Here is a 19,202-nt window from a genome sequence, read left to right as displayed (position 1 = left end):
AGCGGGCTTGCTCGCGAAGGCGTCCTGTCAATCGACAATTACGTCGACTGACACTACGCCTTCGCGAGCAAGCCCGCTCCCACATGAGTACTGCGTTTACAGTGAGCCTCGCTTACCTCACTTCAGGACCAGCATCCGACAAACGCCGTCTTCGACTTCGATCCCGTGGGTGTCATGGGTGAAGCCTGGGAAGGATCTGTCGAAGGCTTCCAGTGCCTTGAGATACGCCAGCAACGGGCCGTCCGCAGGGCCTGCGTTCTCACCTGGCATGAGCAACGGGATACCTGGCGGGTACGGCACGATACCGGTTGCCGCGAGGCGTCCGGCGGCCTCGTCGAGGGTGACCAGTTCGATGTCGTTGCGCACCAGTTTTTCGTAGGCCTCCACCGGGCTGAACTCGGCTTGTGGCAGGGTGCCGAAAGCCTGGGACATGTTGGCGGTGGTCTTGTGTTTCTTCATGGCGGCGAAGATTTCGTCGGCCAGGTCCTTCAGGCCCATGCCGGCATAGCGTTGCTGATGAGCGCTGTACAGGTCCGGCAGGCACAGCTCGAGCTCTGCGTTGTCGTCGTAGTCGCGCTTGAAATCGAGCAGGGCGTTGAGCAGCGTGCCCCACTTGCCTTTGGTGATGCCGATGGAGAACAGGAACAGGATGGTGAAGTCGGTGGTCTTCTCGACCACGATACCCTGGCGACCCAGGTACGCCGTGACCACACAGGCCGGGATACCGGAGGCGAGCAGGGTGCCGTCGTCGCCCATGCCGGGGCTCAGCACCGAGACCTTGATCGGGTCCAGCATGCAGTAGCCTTCTTCGATGTCGCCGAAGCCGTGCCATACCGCGTTCGGGTGCAGGACCCAGCAGTTCGGGTCGGTTTTCAGCGTGACAGGGTCGACTTCATGGAACGGTACGGTCGCTGCGCCCACCTGTACGGTCGGCGGCTGCCAGCAGGTGAAGAACCAGTTGTCCTTGCTGAGCATCTCGTTGTGCATGCGCGAGAGCACCTGGCGGAAGCTGATCGCTTCTTCGATCGACTCGCTGGTGAGGATCTGCCCGCTCGGTGCTTCCATCATGGCCGAGCTGACGTCGCAGGACGCCATGATCGCGTAGTTCGGCGAGGTCGAGGCGTGCATCATGTACGACTCGTTGAAGCGTGCGTGTTCGATCGGGTTACGGCCGTCGCGCACGTGGATCATCGAGGCCTGGGACAGGGCAGCCAGCAACTTGTGGGTCGACTGGGTGGCGAACACGGTCGGCTTGGACTTGTCGTGATCGGCCGGGTTGCCGTGCATGGCATGGCGCCCGGTGTACAGCGGGTTGAAGCGCGCATAGCCATACCAGGCTTCGTCGAAGTGCAGGCGGTCGACGCTCTCGCCCAGCAGGTCTTCAACACGGGTGACGTTGTAGGTCAGGCCGTCGTAGGTGGAGTTGGTGACAATCGCGTGCACCGGCGTCGGGTCGATGCCTTTCTTGACCAGCGGGTTGTTGGCGATGGCGGCTTTCACGCCTTCGGCGCTCAGGGTCTGCGGCAGGATCGGGCCGATGATGCCGTAGCGGTTGCGGGTCGGCACCAGGTAGGTCGGAATCGCCCCGGACAGGGTCATCGCATGCTCGGCGGACTTGTGGCAATTGCGGTCGCACAGGGCGATCTGGTTGCGCGTGACGCTGGCCATGAGGATGACGCGGTTGGACATCGACGAACCGTTGGTCACGTAGTAGGTGCGGTGGGCGCCGAAGACCTTGGCGGCATAACGCTCGCCTTGGCCGATGGGGCCGCTGTGATCGAGCAGCGAACCGAGTTCGCCGACCGAGATCGACAGGTCGGAACGCAGCAGGTTCTCGCCGAAGAACTCGTAGAAGGCCCGGCCTGCGGTGCTCTTCAGGAACGCGGTGCCGCCGGCATGGCCTGGGGTGTGCCAGGAGTATTCATAGTTGCGGGCAAACTTCACCAGCGCGCCGAACATCGGCGGCAGGGCGGCCTGGCGATAGCGTTCGATGGCCGCCAGGATGCGGCCGCTGAGGAACCGGGAGGTGTCCTCGGGCAACCAGATGAAGTCGTCGGCGTGTTGCATGACCAGCAACGGAATGCTCGACGCGGTGGTGCGGTCGCTGATCAGGAACACCGGTACGCGGGTGTTGCGCTCACGCAGTTTGACCAGCAGTTTGGTGCAGTCGGCGTGGCCTTCGCTGGTGTCCATTTCCCAGCGGATGAGCACGCATTGAATGGCCGGGTCCGAGCGCAGGATCGATGCGGCATCGGTGAGACTTTCCGAGGCCAGTACACTGACGCCCCGTCCCTCTACGTCGTGGACCAGTTGGTCCAGGGCACGGCCGAACACCGTTCGCTTGTCCGGCGGACTGCTGACCAATAGCGCCAGCATGCCCAGCGAGTGTTTATATTCCGTCATGCTTGAACCTCCAGAGTGGCTTTATTCAGATTGTTCACCGGCACTGGATCTGCAGTGAGGTGCTGCGCGCTGACGGTTTGCGTCGGTACGCTGTTGTTGAGTGCTTCGAGGCGGATCAGACGGTTGTTGACGAAGCCGAACAGGGTGTAACCAACGATAGTGGCCACGCCGCCCAGCATCAGGGCCTGCTCGCCGGAGCTGTAGAGCGCCAGGTAACTGTAGGCCGCTGCGATCAACGCAATGACGTTGGTCGCCAGTGCCTTGCCTTCCGGCACGTTGGAGACTTTCTGCATGGTCATCAGCGCGGCCATGGACAGGATGTACGGCACCAGGTTGGTCACCACCGCGAGGTTGACCAAGGTATCGAACTGCTTGCTCAAGTCGGGACTGATGGTGAGCAGGGCCAGCGCGGTCTGCGCCGCCAGCAGCACCAGCATGCCGACAATGGGCGTTCCCGCTTTGTTGCCCTTGGCGAAGATCGACAGAAAGTAACCGGTGTCGGCCGAGCTTTTGTACACCTGGGCAATCGTGAACTGCCAACCCAGCAGTGAACCGATGCAGGCGAGCACCATGGCCGCCATCACGATGTCGCCGACCATCGGGGTGAACATCTTGGCGAACACCAGGCCGAACGGCGCGGTGGACGCGACCAGTTCTTCGTTGCCGACGATACCGAAGATCACGTTGGTGGAAACGATATAGATCACCGCTGCACCCAAGGTGCCGCCCAGCACCGCGATCGGTACGTTGCGCTCAGGGTTTTCCACCGCGTCGGTGTTGGCGCAAGCCGATTCCAGGCCGAGGAAGGCCCACAGGGTAATGGCCACCGAGGCGCCTGCCGCTTCGAACCAGCCTTTGTCGTGGGGGTTCCAGCCAGCGGCGTAGACGCTGCTGTCGAACCAGAACCAGCCCACCGTGGACACCAATACCACCGGTGCAATCACACCCCAGACCGTGACCGCACCGATCCGGCCGGTAATGCTCGCACCGCCAAAGTTGGCGAAGGTGGTGATCCACAACAGAGCAATAGTCGCCAGGCCGACTTGCAGCGAATCAAGTTTTATCCCGAACAACACCTGGATATAGCCGACCGCGGTAATACTGATCGCCACGTTGGCAATCAGCAGCGAGAGGCCGTAGGTGTAGTTGGTGATGTAGTTACCTGCTTTACCGAAGGTGTATTCGGCGTAACCGCCCATGCCGCCGGTCTTTCGGCTGAGCATCCCGCATCGCGCAAAGGCGTAGGCCAGAGCGAGGGAGCCGGTGGCCGTGATCAGCCAGGAGAGGATTGAAATTGCACCGACTTCCGCGAGTTTCGTCGGTAGCAGGATGATTCCTGAGCCCAACATGTTGACGGCGGTCAACATTGTCAGTTGCCCCACACTCATTTTCTTTGCGACTGACATTCCGTTGCCTCACTTAGTTGGCGATTGAGAACCTTAGCTATAGCAAAGGTTTGAAAACTCGCAAGAAATTGACGACCCCACATCCGGCTTTTTCATTTATTTGCAGAAAAGGCAGGATGCTGGCCCCCAAGTTTCAAAGTTCTCTTCAAAATTACTTGGTTTTCAATTGGTTAGATAGGTCGAAATGCGCAAGATATGGATCGCATTAATCCCGCTAATAGTTACGGGCATAGCCAACTCGGCTCAAGCAAAAGAACTCGCCGCCAATGATCAGTACATGTGCAGTTGGGGCGCGGGCACCGCTGCAAGGGCACAGGAACTAAAGCTTTCTGGCGTTTCCTTGTATGCCGCCCGCCAGAAAATCCAGGTCTACAAGTTCGCCAAAAGCTGGATGCGCATGATGGCGCTAGGCATTACAGAACAAACTTATGACAGTCCGTCGCGATTCAAGCCGACGGCCGTACGGCAGAGCTTTTATGACGACTGCGTCAGGTACAAGTTGGCGCGTAAATGAAGAAGCGGGCGTCGGTCGGATAGATCACGGTGTGGCGCTGTGACGTCTATATTGATTGACCATCCCAGCGACCGGATGGGGTGTTAAGACCGGTTTCTTACAACTCAATCAGGAGGTCACCATGAGCCAGATCGATAAAGTGTTGTACACCGCCAAGACCCACACCACCGGCGGGCGCGATGGCGCGTCCCGCAGTTCCGACGGGATCCTCGATGTGAAGCTGTCGTCGCCAGGTGCGGGCGGTGGCGGAACCAACCCCGAGCAACTGTTCGCTGCCGGATGGTCAGCCTGTTTCATCGGCGCCATGCAAGTGGCCGCCAGGGAAATGAAAGTGGCGTTGCCCAAGGATGTGGCCGTCGATGCCGAAGTCGACCTGGGCACCAACGAAGGCGGCTATCTGCTCCAGGCGCGACTCAATGTCAGTCTGCCGGGGCTGGATCGCGAGACCGCGCAGAAAATCGTCGACACCGGGCACCAGTACTGCCCGTACTCGAAAGCCACGCGCAACAACATCAACGTCGTGCTCAAGCTGGTTTGAGTCGACGGGCTCGTTCCCACCAATATGTGGCCGGCCGCAGGACTCACATTCACTGAAGATCAAACTGTGGGAGCGGGCTTGCTCGCGAAGAGGCCGGCACATTCAGCATCGATGTTGCCTGACATGCCGCCTTCGCGAGCAAGCCCGCTCCCACAGGTTCGGTGGCTGTACGCAATATCCGCGAACTACCCAAATCACCGTGGGGCGGGCTTGCTCGCGAAAGAGGCCGGCACATTCAGCATCGATGTTGCCTGACATGCCGCCTTCGCGAGCAAGCCCGCTCCCACAGGTTCGGTGGCTGTACGCAATATCCGCGAACTACCCAAATCACCGTGGGAGCGGGCTTGCTCGCGAAGAGGCCGGCACATTCAGCATCGATGTTGCCTGACATGCCGCCTTCGCGAGCAAGCCCGCTCCCACAGGTTCGATGGCTGTACGCAATATCCGCGAACTACCCAAATCACCGTGGGAGCGGGCTTGCTCGCGAAGAGGCAGGCACATTCAACATCGATGTTGCCTGGCAAACCGCCTTCGCGAGCAAGTCGGATCGCCGCACCGCCGCTCCCACAGGTTCTGAGTTTTAACGGATGGAGCGATCAATTCATCTTGCTGTGATCATGCGTCATCGCACTGTGATCCATGGTACCGATCGCCTTGGTAACGGCTTCAACCTGAATCGACTCTTTCGCACCCTTGGCGTCTTCCACGGTCAGGGTCAGCGGCACCTTGTCGCCTTCCTTGATCTGGCCCGTCAGGTTCATGAGCATGATGTGGTAGCCGTTGGGATCGAAGCTCACTGCTTCTCCGGCCGGCAACGCAACGGACTGCACCTGCTGCATTTTCATCACATCGTCTTTCATGCTCATTTCATGGATCTGTACTAGCTCGGCAACCGGCGTTTGCACGCTTAGCAGTTTGCTGTCGCTGCTCGCAGTGACGGTCATGAAGGCGCCGCTCGACGGCTGGCCGGCCACGGTGGCGCGGACCCAGGCGTCCTTGACCTCGGTTTGTGCCGACGCCTGAAGGGCCAGGCCAACCAGGGACAAGCCCAGCGCCAGTTGCCTGCAACGTTGTGCGAAACGGTTTCTAGCCTGCGGTGCATTCATTTCAGCAAACCTCCATCACGGTGAGCAGGTCTTCTGCGCACTCTTGGGCCGTCAGGGACGCGGACAGTCCCAGGCGCAGATTGCCCCGGGAGTCGAAGACATAGCTGGTCGCGGTATGGGAGAGGGTATAGGTATCGCCGCTCGGTACTTTCTCGAAGAACACGCCGAATTCCTTGGCGGTGGCGGCGGTTTCTTCCAGGGTGCCGTACAGCGCTTCGAAACTCGGGTCGAATGCCTTGACGTACTTGTCGAGCAGCTCCGGGGTGTCGCGCTCGGGGTCCAGGGTGATGAAGACCACCTGCAGCCTTTCGCCATCGCGACCCATCAGCTTCTTGGCCTGCGCGGCACGGGCCAGGGTGGTCGGGCACACGGCCGGGCATTGGGTGAAACCGAAGAACACCATCGGCATCAAGCCACGATAGCTGCCCAGCATCCGGGTTTCGCCCTGGGTGTCCGTGAGCTTGAAGTTGCGCCCCATGATCTTGTCGCTGAGGTCTTTGCCGTACTTGAACGACAGCTTGCTGCTGTCGTCGCAACCGGCGAGCAGGCCCAGGCTCAACAGGCCCATGCCTTGCAAGACGGTTCGGCGGGTATACAAAGTACTCATGAAAAAAGCATCCTGTTGAACAGGCTGAACTGACAGCGTGGTGGCTGTACAGACGAAAAAATCGCGGGGATGTTAACAAACTGTGCCGGTGCCTGAGGGGCGGATGCGACCATTGGACCTTTGCTGCGGCGCGACATAGTGTCGCGCCGCAGCGGGGCTGGCTGCGCTCTTGTGGCGAGGGGGCTTGCCCCCGTTGGACTACGAAGTAGTCCCAAATACAGACAATGCGGTTTGTCAGGTAAACCGCATTCATCTGTTTCGCGACCGCTTCGCGGCCGAACGGGGGCAAGCCCCCTCGCCACAGGCAAGCCCCCTCGCCACAATGTTTCGTCTGGCTTTAACGACGCAGCTTCGCGCAATGATCCTGTTCCGGCTGTGCGGCGGTGTACCACACGTAATCCGCGCTGTCGGCGGTCACGGTCTTGCCCGCTTCGGCGAGGATCAGCACCGCATTGCCTTCACCGGCACCCAGGTCCTTGAGGTGCAGCGGCACTCCCAGATCCTTGCGTACGTGGAAGGCGCCGGCCAGCAGCAACGCAGGCGTTGGCGCGGCCATCAGGCGTTCGGCCATGCGCCGGTCACGCTGTTGCTGCACGGCGAGCATGGCCGGCATCTGTGCTTCGGGCAACAGCCCGCAATGGGATTCGCGGATGTCGTCGAGCAAGGTCGCCTGCACCTGTTGGGTGGTGGACGCTTCACCCGTGAGCAGCGGACGCTGTTTGTAGATCTGCATGATCTGCGCGCGATCCAGGTTCGCCGCCAGCAGTGGATAGGGTTGGCGCAACGCGTAGGTGACGAGGGCGCCATAGACGCTCCAATCCCAATTGGCCTGCCAGGCCAGCGCCTTGAACGCATCGGCCGGTGGCTGGCCGGCGCGGGTTTGAGTTTGCGCGGCATCGACCCTGGCCTGTTGATCGGGGTTGAGCATTTCCATCAGCAGGCTGCCCTGGGGGCGTTGTGCCGCCAGCTCGCGCAGCAACCACAATTGCAGGGCGTGGTGGTCCGGATTGTCGTGCTGTTCACCGACTAGAACCCGCGGCGCGGCGGCCAGGCGCTCGACCAGTTCCTGCGGGGTCAGCGTGCGACCGCTGGCGAGTTCGCGGATGACGCCAAGGTCGGCGTGATCGCGCCCTTGCGGGGCAATCGGTGCCGGGGGCGGCGTTACAGAATGGGTTTGGCAGCCAGCCAGCAGGCTGAACGCACACAGCAACAGAAAGCGCATCGGTTTTCCTTAAATAGATGGAAGCCCCCCGATCAAGGACGGAGGGGGGCGGAATCAGCGCGCGATGATCAACGGGTGGCCGCGCTCCGGATGCTGGTGAATCAGCACCTCCAGGCCATACACCGCCGCCAGCGCTTCGGCGGTCAGCACGTCTGCCGGAGGGCCATAGGCGTGGGGCAGGCCTTGTTGCAACAACAGCAGTTGATCGCAGTAGCGCGCGGCCAGGTTGAGGTCGTGCAGAATCACCAGCACGGCGGCCCCGCGCTCGGCAAAGTCGCGCACGGCTTGCAAAATGGTGTGCTGGTGCAGCGGATCGAGCATCGACGTCGGTTCATCGAGCAGCAGGGTTTGCCCTTCGGCACCCGGCCAGAGCTGAGCCAGCACCCGCGCCAGATGCACGCGCTGGCGCTCACCGCCGGACAGGGCCAGATAGCTGCGTTCGGCCAGGTGCAGGGCGTCGGCGCAGCGCAGCGCCTCGGCGACAAATTCGCCATCGCGCACACGACCGCTGGCGTGAGGCAAGCGCCCCATGCCGACGACTTCGTTGACCGAGAAGGCAAAGTTCAGGCTCGAGCTCTGCGGCAGCACGGCCAGGCGTTTGGCCCGCTCCTGACCCGGCCAGTCGGCGAGCGGACGCTCGTCGAGGCTGACCGTGCCTTCGCTGCTCGCCAGTTCGCCGCACAGTGCGGCGAGCAGGGTGCTTTTGCCCGCGCCGTTCGGCCCCAGCACACCGAGCACTTCACCCGGGCGCAATTGGACATCGATATTGGCCAGTACCGTGCGGTTGCCCCGACGTACCAGCAGGTTGTTTGCCCGCAGCATCAGGAACGCCCTCGTACCAGCAGATAGAGAAAGAACGGCGCGCCGATCAATGCCGTGACGATGCCGATGGGCAATTCAGCCGGCGCCAACACCAGGCGCGCGGCCAGATCGGCCAATAGCAACAGGCTGGCACCTGCCAGCAACGAAGCGGGCAGCAACACCCGGTGATCCGGGCCGACCAGCAGGCGCATCAGGTGCGGCACTACCAGGCCGATAAAACCGATCAGGCCGGCCGCCGCGACGGCCGCGCCGACGCCGAGCGCCGTGCACAACACCAGTTCAAGCTTGATCCGCTCGATGTCGAAGCCAAGGTGACGGGCCTCGGATTCGCCCAGCAGCATGGCATTGAGCGCCGCCGCGCGACGTGGCAACCACAACGCCACGCCCACGGTGACGATCAACAAAGGCCACAGGCGCGGGTAACTGGCACCGTTGAGGCTGCCCAGGTTCCAGAACGTCAGGGTGCGCAAGGTCGCGTCATCGGCCAGGTAGGTGAACAGCCCCACGCCGGCACCGGCCATGGCCGTCATCGCCACGCCCGCCAGGAGCATGGTGGCAACGTCGGTTTGCCCGTTGCGGCGGCCGAAGCGATACACCACCGCCGTGACGATCAAGCCACCGCCGAAGGCGCAGAGCGACAGCAGATAAGGCTCGATGGCCGGTGGCACGCCGCCGAGCAGGCTGCCGCCGACGATGGCGAGGGCGGCACCGAGTGCCGCACCGCCGGAAACGCCGACCAGGCCCGGATCGGCCAAGGGGTTGCGGAACAACCCCTGCATGGCCACGCCGGACAACGCCAGTACCGAACCGACGGCGATGCCGAGCAGGCTGCGTGGCAGGCGAATCTGCCCGAGGATCAATTCCGCCTGTTGCGTGTCGCCACCGTTCAGCGGCAACCCGAGCAGACGCATCCCGGCCAGCAGGGTATCGCCCAGCGGCAGGCTGACCGGCCCGAGGGCCAGGGACAACCAGAATACCAGCACCAGTAACAGCAACAAAAAGATCAAGGTGGGACGCGGCCGAAAAATGGCCGTCATGGGTTGATCCCGGCGGTCCGGGCCCGGGCCGACAGTGTCTTGATACGCATCGGGATTATTCCTTGGCCGATCAGAGGGCGGCGATCATCGAATTATTCGTAGCGGGTGATGATGCCATCGACATCCGGCTTACGCACAGGTCATGGTCGGTCAACTTGCAACCAGTGTTGATTGATCATGAGGATAACTCGTGATCATCACGATTAAAATGAGTTTGTCTCACCAAGGCTCAACTACCGACAATGGCTCCATTAACTATATGGAGTTTTATTGTCATGGCATTGGCCCATTCCCTTGGATTTCCGCGCATCGGTCGCGACCGCGAACTGAAAAAAGCTCAAGAGGCGTTCTGGAAAGGCGAACTCGACGAAGCCGGTCTGCGTGCCGTGGGCCGTGACCTGCGCAAGAGCCACTGGGACTTGCAGAAAAAAGTCGGGATCGAACTGTTGCCGGTCGGCGACTTCGCCTGGTACGACCAGGTCCTGACTCACTCGTTGATGTTCGGTGTGATCCCAGAGCGATTCCGCCCGCACGATGGCAAGGCCAGCCTGCAAACCCTGTTCGGCATGGCACGCGGTGTCAGCGACAGCTGCTGCGGCGGCGCCCACGCCCAGGAAATGACCAAGTGGTTCGACACCAACTATCACTACCTCGTGCCTGAATTCAGCGCCGACCAGCAGTTCAAGCTCGGTTGGGATCAGCTGTTCGAAGAAGTCGAAGAGGCCCGCGCAATGGGGCACGACGTCAAGCCGGTGATCATCGGCCCGCTGACTTACCTGTGGTTGGGCAAGGCCAAGGGCGCCGAATTCGACAAGCTCGAACTGCTCGATCGCCTGCTGCCGCTGTACGGCCAGATCTTCCAGCGCCTGGCGGCACAAGGCGTTGAATGGGTGCAAATCGACGAGCCGATCCTGGTGCTCGATCTGCCGCAAGAGTGGAAAAACGCCTTCGAACGCGCCTACAACCTGATTCAGCGTGACCCGCTGAAGAAACTGGTCGCCACTTACTTTGGTGGCCTTGAAGAAAACCTGGGCCTGGCCGCCAACCTGCCAGTGGACGGATTGCACATCGACCTGGTCCGCGCACCTGAGCAGTTCCCGACCATCCTCGACCGCCTGCCCGCCTACAAAGTGCTGTCGCTGGGCGTGGTGAATGGCCGTAACGTCTGGCGTTGCGATCTGGAAAACGCCCTGGCCACCTTGCAGCACGCTCATGAGCGTCTGGGTGATCGCCTGTGGGTCGCGCCGTCCTGCTCGCTGCTGCACAGTCCGGTCGACCTGGGGCGTGAAGACAAGCTCGATGCCGAACTGAAAAGCTGGCTGGCGTTTGCCGTGCAGAAGTGTGAGGAAGTGGCGGTGCTGGCCCAGGCCGTCAACGAGCCGGAAGCGCCGAAGGTGCTTGAAGCGCTGACTCAAAGCCGTGCCGTGCAGGCCAGCCGTGCTGCATCGCCACGCATCCACAAGCCGGCCGTTCAGGCTCGGGTTGCGGCGATCACCACCAAGGACAGCCAACGTCACTCGCCATTTGCCCGGCGTATCGAGAAACAACGCGCCGGCTTGAACCTGCCGCTGTTTCCGACCACCACTATCGGTTCGTTCCCGCAAACCGCGTCGATCCGTCTGGCTCGCCAATCGTTCAAGCAAGGCAAGCTGACCGAAGCCGAATACACCGAGGCGATGCACAGCGAGATCCGTCACGCCGTGCTGGTGCAGGAACGCCTGGGCCTGGACGTGCTGGTGCACGGTGAAGCCGAGCGTAACGACATGGTCGAATACTTCGCCGAGCAACTCGACGGCTACGTGTTCAGCCGTTTCGGCTGGGTCCAGAGCTACGGTTCGCGCTGCGTGAAACCGGCGGTGATCTTCGGCGACCTGAGCCGTGCGAAAGCCATGACCGTGGAGTGGATCCGCTACGCCCAAGGCCTCACCGACAAAGTGATGAAGGGCATGCTGACCGGCCCCGTGACCATGCTGATGTGGTCGTTCCCGCGTGAAGACGTGAGCCGCGAAGTGCAGGCCCGCCAACTGGCCCTGGCGATTCGCGACGAAGTGGTCGACCTCGAAGCCGCCGGCATCAAGATCGTGCAGATCGACGAGGCTGCATTCCGCGAAGGCCTGCCATTGCGCCAGGCGCAGTGGCAGCACTACCTGGACTGGGCGACCGAAGTGTTCCGCCTGTGCGCCTCTGGCGTGCGCGACGAGACCCAGATCCACACCCACATGTGCTACAGCGAGTTCAACGATGTGATCGAGTCCATCGCCGCCATGGATGCCGACGTGATCACCATGGAAACCTCGCGCTCGGACATGGAACTGCTGGACGCGTTCGAAGCCTTCGCCTACCCGAACGAAATCGGCCCGGGCGTGTACGACATCCACTCGCCACGGGTGCCGGACTCCGCGGAAATGGCCAACCTGCTGCGCAAGGCAGCCAAACGCATTCCCGCCCACCGCCTATGGGTCAACCCGGACTGCGGCCTGAAAACCCGTGGCTGGCCGGAAACCGAAGCGGCGCTGGTGCACATGGTCAATGCGGCGCGCCAACTGCGTAAAGAATGGGCCTGACGTAAAAGCGGCATGCCCCGACCGGAGCACTTCACTGTGCTCCGGTTTTTTTGTTGGCTGTGCCGACGTCATCGCTGGCAAGCCAGCTCCTACAGTTGAACTGCGTACACGCAAAGCCTGCTTACACCCCGCCCCCTGTAGGAGCTGGCTTGCCAGCGATAGCGGTGTGTCTGTGACATCAATGCTGGATGTGCCGGCCTCTTCGCGAGCAAGCCCGCTCCCACAATGATTTGGGCCGTTCGCAGATTTTGCGTACAGCCACCGAACCTGTGGGAGCTGGCTTGCCAGCGATAGCGGTGTGTCTGTGACATCAATGCTGGATGTGCCGGCCTCTTCGCGAGCAAGCCCGCTCCCACAATGATTTGGGCCGTTCGCGGTTTTTGCGTACAGCCACCGAACCTGTGGGAGCGGGCTTGCTCGCGAAGGCTTGATGTCAGGCGACATCAATGTTGAATGTGCCTCCTACAGGCGCCGTGGCTCGGCCACCAACAGCAATGACTGTGGCACGGGGCTTTGCGGGTGCTGCGGTTCCTGCAAGCCGGCCAGGGTAAAACCGGCCATGTCCAGGGCATTGAGCCAACTGGACAGGGTACGGAAATACCACGGCATCGGCTGCCACTGCCCCTTGAACCCGGCGAAGGTTTCTTCCCGCCAGCCATCCTGATAGTCACCTGCCGCAGCCGTCCACGGATGCAGTGTCTGGATCACCAGCGCGCCACCGGGGGCGAGCAGGGTGTTCATGGCGCCGAGCAGGGGGATGATGTCCTGTTGCAGCAGGGCGAAATTCGCGCAGATCAGGTTGTAGTCGCGGCCGATGTCGACTTGCGCTTCTGCCAGCGCTTCATAACTCGCCACATGCACCGGCGAAGAACCCGCCGCCCGCGCCGCCTCGACCAGCGTCGGATCGCCATCCACACCGACCGCATCGATGGCGCGGTCAGCCAATGCACGCAACAGCCAGCCTTCGCCGCAACCCAGGTCGAGCACACGCTCGGGCTGGCGGCCGAGTACCGCCAGCAGGATGGCCTGGTCGGTGACCTTCAGGCGGCTTTCGATGGAGCCCGTGCGGATGGCGTCGATCCAGGCCTGGGCGTTGTGGTGCCAGCTGTCGAGGAGGGTGGATTCGGAGGCTGACATGGTCGATGTCCGGCGAAATGGGTTGGATGAAAGGATAGGGCAACAGAAGATTAACGGTGGAGCCGGTGTTACCCGGCACCACCGACAGCGCAGACAAGGATGGACGCGTGGCTAGGCGCTTTTGCTGGCGGCCAGATGATAGGCAACCAGCGCATTGGCGTGGCCATGACCCATGCCGTGTTCGGTTTTGAGCCAGGCCACCAGTTCCATATGTTTCTTGTCAGTGATGGCTTTGAGCAGGTCCAGCCAATGGCTGATCGGCTGCCCATACTTTTTTTCAATAGACGGGAAATACGAAGCCGGTCCTTTGGTTTTTGTCTCTTCGGTCACGATGCAAACTCCCTTTCCAAATTGTGAGTTCGAATGCAGCGCCGATTACGTTACTTATTTGCCGTCAACGCGTCCACCGTCCGAGTGGTCGAACCTGGAGCACGTTGTTCTCAGTAGTTCATCCCGTCATCGATCGCGATGCCCTGGGCTCGCATGGCCTTGATCAACTCGCCACGGGTGCCGGGCAGGTTGAGCATGGTCTTGGCGCGCAACGCCGTGACTTCTTCGGCGGTGTAAGGCTGATAGTCGGCCGGCACGCTTTTGCCAGCCATGCCGTCCTCGCGCATCAGCCAGTTGAGCAAGTCCGCCAGTTGCGCGTTGTTCAACGCCGACTGCGACATGCCCGGTACCCGCACGAGGAATTCGCGGCCACCGGGGACTTTCAGGAAGTTGCCGACAAAGCCCTTCATCCGTGGTGTGTCGTTGGCGGCGGAACCCGTGCCGTCGCCCAGGTGGCAACCGGCGCATTGCAACTGGTAGTTCACGCCGACGCTGTACCCGGCCTGGGCTATCGGGGTTTGCGCTGATTCATTGCCCGGCGCGTGATGCTGGTTCGGATCGGGAATGGCCCGTGCCTGGGCGAGCGGGGCGCTCAAGGCGCAGACGAGACTGAGCAATATCAAACTACGCATGTAACCCAACTCCGCTGATGACCGGTTTGGCACCTGTAGGAGCGAGCCTGCTCGCGAAGGACGTCAACGATAACGCGGGCTATCTGGTTTAACGCGTCGCCCTTGAGTTCTTCGCGAGCAGGCTCGCTCCTACAGGTACACACACAAAGCAGTAAAAAAAGAAAAGCAGCCACAGGAAAAAAACCGCCGGTTGCGCGAGCAACCGGCGCAAAGAGCGCGTTTAGACGGCGACGCCGCGGATAACCGAAACGGTGCAGTGGTAGATGTGCGATTTGGCGGCCAGGCACCAGTTCACATCGTTGTTGTTGAACGGGCGGTAAGCCGGTTCTTCACTGTCGTTACGGGTGCAGGCGCACTGGGCGCAGCTTTGCTTACCGCAGCAGTCGTTATAGGAAATGATGTAGTCCTTGCCATCGGCCGGGTTGCGGCAGGTGCCGATCCAGGTCACTTGCGAGGCTTCGGTGCCCGGAGGGCAGGACGTCACCGACCCGCCGCAGCAGCTGCACAGAAAGCCGTCGATGGAGCAATAGCGCCAGTAGTCGCAGCTGTTCGGATCACCCGGGTCGCCAGCTTGCGCGGGCTCCGCGGCCAGGGCCTTGCTGGTGCGGTCCAGGGGCAGCAGCAGGGGCAGGGCGGCACCGGCCACCATCAGCGAACCCATGCGCGACAGCAATTTACGGCGCGACGTGGTGTCGGCCACGCGACGGGTCGAACGCTCAAACAACAGATCCAGCAGTTTCATAAAGGTCTCCCTGCCTTATCAGTGGCTATGGCCGTGGCTGTGGTCGTGATCGTGGGTGTGCGGCTGGGCATTGAGGTACTGCTGTAGCGTCGCGTGCTTGAGGTGCTCGACCTCGAACAGGCTGTCCAGGTGCTCGCGGGAGTTGACCAGGCCTTTGGCGCGCAGGGTGCCGGCCTTGTCGATCAGCGCGGCGTACGGCAGCTTGCCGATCTGGTAGGTCATGCCGACTTCCGGGCCGACCACATAAGTCGCGTCTTCCAGTTTGTGTTCGCGGATCAGCGCTTGCTGGGCGTCCATGTCGCCGTCGCTGACGAACACCACGTCGAGGTTGCCTGCTTGTTCCTTGGCGATGGATTTGATCGCCGGCAGCAGCGACTTGCAGATCGGGCAGGTCGGCGAGAGGAAGAACAGCAGTTGCGATTTCTCGCCGGCATAACCGAAGTTCACCGGGCGACCGTGACGGTCGGAGGCGGTGATTTGTGGTGCGGCTTCATTGACCGCCACACCTTTGTCAACCATCAGCGCGCCAGCCGGGGCCAGGCGACCGTGCAGCACGCCAATCTGCCGCACCAGGCCCATGACGACAAACGCCACGGCCACCAGCAGCACCCAGAGCAGAACGTTGGAAACAATCAAGCCTTCCATTTGGATTACCTACCAATCAATTTGAGCAGAAGAGGGGAATTCGCCAGCAAGCCATCGGCAGCGGCGTAGATGAGCAGCGCGACAGCGGCGGCGGCCAGGGTCACGAAACCATCGAACAGGTTGAGGTCGCGGGCCACCGGCGCCACGCTGGCCACCAACGCCAGGGCTACCAGTGCACTGTTGCGTGCCAGCAGTACCGGGCGCAGTGGTTGCGCCTGGTCGGGACCGGCGCAACCGCAGTCGATGTCCGCACGACCACGCCACAGGTTGATGCCGATGGCGGCGGCGTACAGCGCCAACAGGCTGGCGGCACTGAACGCGGCGTCGCCACGGCTTGCCGGTACCAGCAGGGCAAAGGCGATGGCCAGTTCCAGCAGCGGAACCAGGCGTGCCGTTGGGCGCACCAGCGCATCGGGCAGCAATTGGTAGTCCGCCAGTTGCCGGGTGAAGCGGGCCGGTGCGCGCAACTTGTGGGTCGCGGCACTGGCCAGCAACACCGCGATGGCGATGGCGCTGGCAATGATGAAGATCGGATCTGTGTGCATGGCCGAACCTCTTAGTAGCTCAGGACCTGAGTCGCGGTCTTCGCGACTTTCGGCATACTGCCGGTGAGCTTGTTGGTCTTCAGATCGAAAATCTGCAAACCGCCTTCCACGTCCGCACCCAGCAACAGCGGCTTGTCGTCGCCAGTGGCCTGCATGCTCCACACCGGAACCGGGGCTTCCAGGGTCGCTACCTTCTTGTGGGTCTTGAGGTCAAACGCCCAGATCAGCGGGCTTGGGTCTTCCCACTTCATGGCTTCGTGGGCGTCGTGCATCAGCACGTACAGACGATCCAGCTTCGGTGCCACGGCCATCAACTGCCAGCCACCCGGCGCCCAACCGGCCTTCTTGTCTTCGTCGGAAACCAGTGACCAGGACGGCAGGATCTTCGGCGCATCGCCGGCGAAATCCACCGGGCGCACGGTGCCGGTCGTGGTGGTGAAGTAGTAGGTGTCGCCGACGTTGACCGCGCGCTCTACCAGTTTTTCCGCGTTCGGATCAAAGAACGGCGTGCGGCTGCGCGCGGTTTCCTGGCCCTGGTCGTTGAGGGTCACCACTTGCAGGCTGCCGTCGCCGCACAGCGAGGCGAAGCGGCGGTTGCCGACCGGGTAGTTGAGTACGCAACCGGGGATGGCGATTTCCGTGGCAACGGCCTTGGCCTGGGTGTCGACCACAGTGACCGAGGTCGACGGGGTGAAGTTGTAGACGTAGACGAACTTGTCGTCGCCGCTTGGCTTGAGCGAATAACGCTGGGTCAGCGATTCGGCGCGCTTGTTCGGAATCAGCACTTCCCAGGCCGGCGACAGGGTCGAGCTGTCCCAGGCGGTCAGCACGTCGGTACGAGTGCCACGGGTACCACGGGAGTACCAGATGTCTGCACTGTAGAGAGTCTTTTTGTCATGGCTGAGGGTCGACGGCGCAGCAAAACCGGTCGGCACCATGCCGAGGATGCGCTTCTGGTCCGGGTCGACCACGGTCACGCGGCCAGCCACGAAGCTGTCGAACTCGACGTCGATGACAAACGCGCGGTGAGCTTCGGGTGGAAACGCCAGAACGGTCTGGCCAATCGTACCGGCGGGCAAATCCGCGCGGGCACTGTTCAAACCGAGTACAAGCAGGCTCAGGCCTAGCGCTGACTGTACGGAGATCCTGTTTGTTCGCATAAGGGGAACTTCCTGAATTGTTGGTAACGCGGATCGCGGGTGCTTTGGCAGATTTTTACCCTTTGATTCTGCCGTGCCCCGCGATCGGGAGAATTGCCCTGCCTGCCAAGTGTTTGTGTGTCTGTGCCAGTGTCATGAAACGGGTTGCACTAGCTGATAAGGCGGGGGCTTTAATGGCGCCAGAGAGAGGAGGTGCGAGGCTGCACCTGTGGCGAGGGGGCTTGCCCCCGTTCGGTGGCGAAGCCGCCGTAAATCCGGGCGATTCGGTCTGACTGAAGGGCCAGCGCCAGCATGTGTGCAAAGTTGGTATCGGGCGCTTCCCCTTGCATCAATCGATATAGGGTCGCCAGACACCCTTTCTCCGTGAGCATTTGCGGTCCGCGCAGGAGCGCGTTCAGCGGCGTTTCAATGGAGAAGTCGCGGGTACGAAACTCGACGTTCTGCATGCGTCCATCGTGGACGCGGTTGAACCATTCCCGCGTGTATTCCTCATCTTCAGGCGAATACGCAGGGGCGCCCGAACCTTTGAGTTTGTTGTAGCCACCTTGGCTGGTCAGTTGGTTTTCCACTTCAACCAGAATGGTCAGCAATTCCTTTTTACGTTGCTCATAGCGGTAGCCACTGGCGCCGTAAAAAGGCAGTTCGCCTGCGCGCAGTTTTGCCAATTCATGTTGGTGAACGGAGCGACGGTACTCCAGTCGCTGGCGATCTTCGATCAAGCGGTTGGACGCCGCCCGTCCCTTGGCAATGCCGGACCCTGCGGCAGTCCCGCGGGACCCAGCCAGGCATCGCCGATGATGGTGTTTTCAACAAAGTTGGCCAGCGCGTTTTTCCAGATCAGCACGCGAGTCTTGATGCCGTGGCGACCGCGAACATCCAGCAGTTCACCGATGCGATCGCTACCGGATTTGAAACGCATCGCCGGGTGGAGTCGCGGGATAAACTGACTCATAGCTCCGGTCTTCGATCCGGATGTTCTGCATCAAAACCTTGTATCGGGTGAGGGGGTAATGGATGGTCTTTTATGAGATTGGGGAAACGCAGATTTGGGTCGGCGCGGAGTTGCCCTAATAGACCGGAGTAGAAGTCATGAAGCGTTGGGTTTGGCTGGTATCCGAAGTTATGTATTGGTCGAGGTATAGCTTCGAAAGCTCCTTTTAAATTGCTTAACCCCGTAAAACTGCCCAGCGATGCTGCCCTCTGATAATAGAACAGCGAACGTGGTTTATTTTTTCTAGCTGTATCATAAAAACTTGCGGTTTTCTCTATGGCATCAAAATTGTCCTGAGCGCCCGCACATCGGTAATAGCGCTCAGCCATGTCATCGTCCTGCTTATCCCTTGGGAGCGCAAAAGCGAAGTATTGGCCGATTCGAACCTGGGCCAATGGACTGCCCAATTGCGCTGCCTGAAACATATAAGAGCTGGCCATTCGGTCCGACTTCAACACTCCTCGTCCATTTTCGGACACCACGGCCCAGTTGTAATAGCCCAGCGGAACCTTAAGCTTTACCATGCGTTCGTAAAGGTCGAGCATCTTGCTGGTGTCGACTTCTATTCCGGGGTTTTTTTCGGTTCCCGGTTCACCGACACGATAAAGCCGCGCCAGATTATGCATCGCCTTCCAATGATCTTTAGCAATGGCTTTTTCATAAAGCGCTACTACCTCGGGCCAATGCCCCAATTCTTCCTCTAGATAACGAGCTCGTTTAAACCATTGATCGGCCTCCGTATCCAGCGGTGGGTTGTTATCTTTTTCGTAAGCACAGGTAAAAGTGGGATAGGCCATAGCC

20 protein-coding genes are annotated in these 19,202 nt (G+C 61.1%); 3 read left to right on the top strand and 17 right to left on the bottom strand.

The window, feature by feature from the left end; genetic code table 11:
- Positions 1-117: 117 nt before the first annotated feature.
- Together QMK54_RS19390 and potE are read right to left on the bottom strand one after the other, a co-directional pair.
- Positions 118-2,403 carry an Orn/Lys/Arg decarboxylase N-terminal domain-containing protein gene (locus QMK54_RS19390; protein ID WP_110662121.1) on the bottom strand — a complete coding sequence of 762 codons (2,286 nt, stop codon included), beginning with the start codon at positions 2,401-2,403 and terminating at the stop codon, positions 118-120.
- Complete coding sequence (gene potE, locus QMK54_RS19385) at positions 2,400-3,809, bottom strand: putrescine-ornithine antiporter (protein WP_110662120.1); 1,410 nt, start codon at positions 3,807-3,809, stop codon at positions 2,400-2,402. The genes QMK54_RS19390 and potE overlap by 4 nt, the downstream gene beginning before the upstream one ends.
- 184 nt (positions 3,810-3,993) lie before the next feature.
- On the opposite strand from potE, the gene QMK54_RS19380 reads away from it, so the two are divergent.
- Positions 3,994-4,323, top strand: coding sequence for a hypothetical protein (locus tag QMK54_RS19380; RefSeq protein ID WP_320401162.1), 330 nt, complete (start codon positions 3,994-3,996; stop codon positions 4,321-4,323).
- Positions 4,324-4,444: 121 nt separating this feature from the next.
- Entirely contained in the window at positions 4,445-4,861 is a 417-nt protein-coding gene (locus tag QMK54_RS19375; RefSeq protein ID WP_110662118.1) for an organic hydroperoxide resistance protein, read from the top strand.
- A gap of 596 nt (positions 4,862-5,457) precedes the next feature.
- On the opposite strand, the gene QMK54_RS19370 is transcribed toward QMK54_RS19375, so the two are convergent.
- The 5 genes from QMK54_RS19370 to QMK54_RS19350 all read right to left on the bottom strand — a co-directional run bounded on the left by QMK54_RS19370 (position 5,458) and on the right by QMK54_RS19350 (position 9,601).
- Entirely contained in the window at positions 5,458-5,967 is a 510-nt protein-coding gene (locus tag QMK54_RS19370; RefSeq protein WP_320401161.1) for a copper chaperone PCu(A)C, read from the bottom strand.
- Position 5,968: 1 nt separating this feature from the next.
- Positions 5,969-6,574, bottom strand: coding sequence for an SCO family protein (locus QMK54_RS19365; protein WP_110663101.1), 606 nt, complete (start codon positions 6,572-6,574; stop codon positions 5,969-5,971).
- A 337-nt stretch (positions 6,575-6,911) separates the two neighbouring features.
- Positions 6,912-7,796, bottom strand: a complete 885-nt coding sequence (locus QMK54_RS19360) for a ChaN family lipoprotein (protein ID WP_320401160.1) — start codon at positions 7,794-7,796, stop codon at positions 6,912-6,914.
- A gap of 54 nt (positions 7,797-7,850) precedes the next feature.
- Entirely contained in the window at positions 7,851-8,618 is a 768-nt protein-coding gene (locus QMK54_RS19355; RefSeq protein ID WP_320401159.1) for a heme ABC transporter ATP-binding protein, read from the bottom strand.
- The gene (locus QMK54_RS19350; protein WP_320402934.1) at positions 8,618-9,601 is read right to left on the bottom strand and encodes an iron ABC transporter permease; all 984 of its coding nucleotides are present in this window, start codon (positions 9,599-9,601) and stop codon (positions 8,618-8,620) included. The genes QMK54_RS19355 and QMK54_RS19350 overlap by 1 nt, the downstream gene beginning before the upstream one ends.
- Positions 9,602-9,930: 329 nt before the next feature.
- Here QMK54_RS19350 and metE point away from each other — a divergent pair, with 329 nt between their 5' ends.
- The gene (gene metE, locus QMK54_RS19345; protein ID WP_320401158.1) at positions 9,931-12,219 is read left to right on the top strand and encodes a 5-methyltetrahydropteroyltriglutamate--homocysteine S-methyltransferase; all 2,289 of its coding nucleotides are present in this window, start codon (positions 9,931-9,933) and stop codon (positions 12,217-12,219) included.
- Between the two features lie 462 nt (positions 12,220-12,681).
- On the opposite strand, the gene QMK54_RS19340 is transcribed toward metE, so the two are convergent.
- The 10 genes from QMK54_RS19340 to QMK54_RS19295 form a co-directional block, all read right to left on the bottom strand.
- The gene (locus QMK54_RS19340) at positions 12,682-13,356 is read right to left on the bottom strand and encodes a class I SAM-dependent methyltransferase (protein ID WP_320401157.1); all 675 of its coding nucleotides are present in this window, start codon (positions 13,354-13,356) and stop codon (positions 12,682-12,684) included.
- Between the two features lie 111 nt (positions 13,357-13,467).
- Positions 13,468-13,686 (bottom strand): DUF4287 domain-containing protein, encoded by a 219-nt coding sequence (locus QMK54_RS19335; RefSeq protein WP_110662087.1) that lies wholly within the window; start codon positions 13,684-13,686, stop codon positions 13,468-13,470.
- 110 nt (positions 13,687-13,796) lie between these two features.
- Entirely contained in the window at positions 13,797-14,318 is a 522-nt protein-coding gene (locus QMK54_RS19330; protein WP_110662088.1) for a cytochrome C, read from the bottom strand.
- A 220-nt stretch (positions 14,319-14,538) separates the two neighbouring features.
- Positions 14,539-15,060, bottom strand: a complete 522-nt coding sequence (locus tag QMK54_RS19325) for a methylamine dehydrogenase light chain (protein WP_007978110.1) — start codon at positions 15,058-15,060, stop codon at positions 14,539-14,541.
- 18 nt (positions 15,061-15,078) lie between these two features.
- Complete coding sequence (gene mauD / locus QMK54_RS19320) at positions 15,079-15,705, bottom strand: methylamine dehydrogenase accessory protein MauD (protein WP_110661145.1); 627 nt, start codon at positions 15,703-15,705, stop codon at positions 15,079-15,081.
- Positions 15,706-15,710: 5 nt separating this feature from the next.
- Positions 15,711-16,250: a MauE/DoxX family redox-associated membrane protein gene (locus tag QMK54_RS19315; protein WP_320401156.1), complete on the bottom strand. Its 540-nt coding sequence runs from the start codon at positions 16,248-16,250 to the stop codon at positions 15,711-15,713.
- A gap of 11 nt (positions 16,251-16,261) precedes the next feature.
- The gene (locus QMK54_RS19310; RefSeq protein WP_320401155.1) at positions 16,262-17,410 is read right to left on the bottom strand and encodes an amine dehydrogenase large subunit; all 1,149 of its coding nucleotides are present in this window, start codon (positions 17,408-17,410) and stop codon (positions 16,262-16,264) included.
- A 170-nt stretch (positions 17,411-17,580) separates the two neighbouring features.
- Positions 17,581-18,129: a hypothetical protein gene (locus QMK54_RS19305; protein ID WP_320401154.1), complete on the bottom strand. Its 549-nt coding sequence runs from the start codon at positions 18,127-18,129 to the stop codon at positions 17,581-17,583.
- Positions 18,126-18,362, bottom strand: coding sequence for a hypothetical protein (locus QMK54_RS19300; RefSeq protein WP_320401153.1), 237 nt, complete (start codon positions 18,360-18,362; stop codon positions 18,126-18,128). The genes QMK54_RS19305 and QMK54_RS19300 overlap by 4 nt, the downstream gene beginning before the upstream one ends.
- Complete coding sequence (locus tag QMK54_RS19295; protein ID WP_320401152.1) at positions 18,359-19,198, bottom strand: tetratricopeptide repeat protein; 840 nt, start codon at positions 19,196-19,198, stop codon at positions 18,359-18,361. The genes QMK54_RS19300 and QMK54_RS19295 overlap by 4 nt, the downstream gene beginning before the upstream one ends.
- Between the last annotated feature and the right edge of the window lie 4 nt (positions 19,199-19,202).

The sequence above is a fragment of the Pseudomonas sp. P5_109 genome (assembly GCF_034009455.1).
In the GTDB taxonomy this organism is placed as follows: Bacteria; Pseudomonadota; Gammaproteobacteria; order Pseudomonadales; family Pseudomonadaceae; genus Aquipseudomonas.
This window is presented reverse-complemented; position numbering and strand designations above follow the sequence as displayed.